The sequence below is a fragment of the Streptomyces odonnellii genome, assembly GCF_000981895.1.
GTDB lineage: Bacteria > Actinomycetota > Actinomycetes > Streptomycetales > Streptomycetaceae > Streptomyces > Streptomyces odonnellii.
Map to the genome: position 1 here is coordinate 1 of NZ_LATD01000164.1, position 3,494 is coordinate 3,494.

Here is a 3,494-nt window from a genome sequence, read left to right on the forward strand (position 1 = left end):
GGCTGCTTCTGGGCGGGGGTGGAGAGGGAGCGCAGGTCGTGGGCGTAGGTGCCGACGGCGTTGGCGATGACTCCGATGTTGGTGGCGAAGGCCTTCATGTTGATGTTGGAGAGGTCGTCGCACGCGGAGTGGTAGCACTTGTCGAACGCGACACCGGCCTCACCGCCGTACTTCCTGGCCTGGGCCTCGGTCTTGACGGCCTCGGCGCCGGTGAAGGTGCCGCCCGACGGGATGCCCGCCTCGATGAAGGGGCCGTAGTCGGAGCGGCCGTCGAAGTCGGTGCCCTCGTGGGGCACGCCCCGGCGGTCGAGGAAGTCGGTGATGCCCTTCTCGATCTGGGCGGAGCCCGCGGGGCCCGCGCCCGCGCCGGTGGCGTCCGAGTCGTCGCCGTCGTAGACGAACTGGGCGGCGTTCGGCGAGCCGATCATGTCGAAGTTGAGGTAGAGCGCGATGTCCGCGCGCTGCTCCGGCGTACGGCGGGTGACGTACGACTCGGCGCCCAGCAGACCGAGTTCCTCGGCCGACCACCAGGCGAAGCGGACCTTGTTCGTGGGCTTGTCGTGCGTCTCGGCGAGTTCGAGGGCCACTTCGAGCAGTCCCGCGGAGCCCGAGCCGTTGTCGTTGATGCCGGGGCCCTCGGCGACCGAGTCGAGGTGGGCGCCGAGCATGACCGTACGGTCCGCGTCGCCGCCCTTGGTCTCGGCGATCACATTGCGGGTGGTGCGCCGCTCCTGGAACTGGCGCAGTTCCAGGGAGACCGTGACGGTGCCGTTCGCGGCCTCCGCGGCGAGCGCCCTGCCCTCGGCCTGGGTGATGCCGCCGGTCGGGATCACCGCCGCTTCGGGGCCGCCGAGCGTGCCGTTGAGCGAGCCCTCGGTGTTGTTGTAGATGACGGCGGCGACCGCGCCCGCGGCGGCGGCCTCGCGCTGCTTGGTCGCGAAGTCGCAGCCGCCGCGCTGGATCAGCGCGATCCTGCCGGAGAAGGCCCCGGCGGCGTAGTCGGCGGGCTCGCAGCCGGTGGTGGCGTCGACCGGGACGGCGGCGACGGCGGCCCTGGTGCCGCCCTCCGGGGTGGACTTGGTGAACGACATCGCCACTATCCCGATGTCGCGGGGTGTGGGAGAGGTGACCGAGAGCTTCTCGGCGAGAGTCTCGATGTAGGGGAAGTCGAAGGTGTCGTACGAGACGCTGTAGCCGGCCTTCTTGAGCTTGTCGTACACATAGGCGGCCGAGGCGTCGTGGCCGCGGGTGCCGGCCGCTCTGTTGCCGTCGGACGCGTCCGCGATCTCCTGGAACGCTCTGAGGTGCTTGAAGGCGTCCTTGGCGGACGCCTCGCGCACCAGCTTCCGGGAGAGTTTCGCCGCTTCCCTGGCCGGGTCGTGCGCCCGCGCGGCGGCGGGGGACGCGGAGAGCAGCAGGGGCGCGGCGAGTGCGGTGGCGGCTGCGAGCGCCAGGATTCCGCGGGGAGTTGCGTTCACAAGGGTCCTTCCGGCACGAACGGATGTGAGCAGGTGTCAGGGAAAGCTAGCGACCGGCGTGACGGCTGTGAACTGTTATGTCGCAGTTCACATCAACTTTCGGCGGACGGACGGACGGGCGGGCGGGTCGGCCGACCGGGCCCGGACGCACCGCTCAGGGCTTTCCCGGGGGCCTGGCGCTCTTCGCCGCCTTCGCCGCGCGCTTCGCCTCCTGCTTGAACGCCCTGACCTTGGCGAGCGACTCGGGCCCTGTGATGTCCGCGACCGAGCGGTACGACCCCTCGTCCCCGTACGCGCCCGCCGCCTCGCGCCAGCCCTCCGGCCTTACGCCGAACCGCTTCCCCAGCAGGGCCAGGAAGATCTGGGCCTTCTGCGTGCCGAAGCCGGGCAGCGCGTTGAGCCGGGCCAGTACCTCGCGGCCGGTGGCGACATCCCGCCAGATCGCCTCGGCATCACCGTCGTAGTGCTCGACCAGGTACTGGCAGAGCTGCTGGACGCGCCGGGCCATGGAGCCCGGATAGCGGTGCACCGCGGGCTTCTCCGAGAGCAGTGCCACAAAGGCCTCGGGGTCGTACGAGGCGATCTCGCCCGCGTCGAGATCGTCGCGGCCCATCCGTACGGCGATGGTGTACGGGCCGCTGAACGCCCATTCCATCGGGACCTGCTGGTCCAGCAGCATGCCGGTCAGCGCGGCCAGCGGGCTGCGTCCGAGGAGTTCGTCGGCCTCGGGCTGTTGTGCGAGCCGGATCCTGGTGCTCATTCCCCGATGATCACCCGGGCCCCGCCATGACGCACGTACACCACGCACTTCCCATCTGCTCATATGACTAATTACTGGTGCGGATGGCGCAACCGGCGGCGGGGTACGTCTGAGCCGACCGGGTGAGAAGGGCAGGGGGGGCGGTAGACGTGGTGCCGGCATTCCCTGACTGGTTCATTCCGGTCGGGGACATATTCCGGAACATTCGGGAAAGGCCGCTCATCCGTGACACAGCCCTTTGAACTGCCGGATTTCTATATGGCCTATCCGGCCCGGCTCAATCCCCACCTGGAGGAGGCCAGGGAGCACTCCAGGAAATGGGCCAGGGACATGGGAATGCTGGAGGGGTCGGGGATCTGGGAGCAGCACGACCTCGATTCCCACGACTACGCCCTGCTCTGCTCGTACACCCACCCGGACTGCGACGGTCCCGCGCTTTCCCTGGTGACCGACTGGTATGTGTGGGTGTTCTTCTTCGACGACCATTTCCTGGAGGTCTACAAGCGCCCCCAGGACCGCGAGGGCGGCAAGGCGTATCTGGAGCGGCTGGCGGCCTTCATGCCGATGGATCTCTCCGCCGGATTCCCGGAGCCCACCAATCCGGTCGAGGCGGGGCTCGCGGATCTCTGGGCCCGTACGGTCCCGAGCATGTCCATGGGCTGGCGTGAGCGGTTCGCGGAGAGCACCCGGAATCTGCTCAACGAGTCCGACTGGGAGCTCGCGAACATCAACGCGGAGCGGATCGCGAACCCCGTCGAGTACATCGAGATGCGCCGCAAGGTAGGCGGAGCGCCCTGGTCGGCGGGGCTCGTCGAGTACGCGGCGGGCGCCGAGATCCCCGCGGAGATCGCCGGGTCCCGGCCGTTGCGGGTCCTCAAGGACACGTTCTCGGACGCTGTGCATCTGCGCAACGACCTCTTCTCGTACCAGCGGGAGATCGAGGAGGAGGGCGAGCTGAGCAACGGGGTGCTCGTCCTGGAGACCTTCCTCGGCTGTACGACCCAGGAGGCGGCCGATGCCGTCAACGAACTGCTGACGTCGCGGATCCAGCAGTTCGAGCACACCGCGCTGACCGAACTGGGGCCGCTCTTCGCGGAGAAGGGGCTCGCGCCGCGGCTCTGCGCGGACACGCTGGCCTATGTGAAGGGGCTTCAGGACTGGCAGTCGGGCGGCCATGAGTGGCATATGCGGTCCAGCCGCTATATGAACGGCGCGGGTGCGGACGGGGCACCGGGGGCGGGCGCCGGTGCCCCGCC

2 protein-coding genes and 1 pseudogene are annotated in these 3,494 nt (G+C 69.1%); 1 reads left to right on the top strand and 2 read right to left on the bottom strand.

The features are described 5' to 3' along the window. A partial coding sequence (locus tag WH07_RS16610) for a M28 family metallopeptidase (protein ID WP_052744434.1) occupies positions 1-1,478 on the bottom strand: 1,478 nt, incomplete at its 3' end. A 154-nt stretch (positions 1,479-1,632) separates the two neighbouring features. Then, positions 1,633-2,238 (bottom strand): HhH-GPD-type base excision DNA repair protein, encoded by a 606-nt coding sequence (locus WH07_RS16615; RefSeq protein WP_046500699.1) that lies wholly within the window; start codon positions 2,236-2,238, stop codon positions 1,633-1,635. A 225-nt stretch (positions 2,239-2,463) separates the two neighbouring features. Here WH07_RS16615 and cyc2 point away from each other — a divergent pair. Further along, positions 2,464-3,494, top strand: a pseudogene (gene cyc2 / locus WH07_RS16620) (germacradienol/geosmin synthase Cyc2); the annotation flags it as partial.

Excerpts from the sequence above, each read along its gene's own strand:
- WH07_RS16615 (WP_046500699.1), bottom strand. The coding sequence starts at position 2,238 with ATGAGCACCAGGATCCGGCTCGCACAACAGCCCGAGGCCGACGAACTC.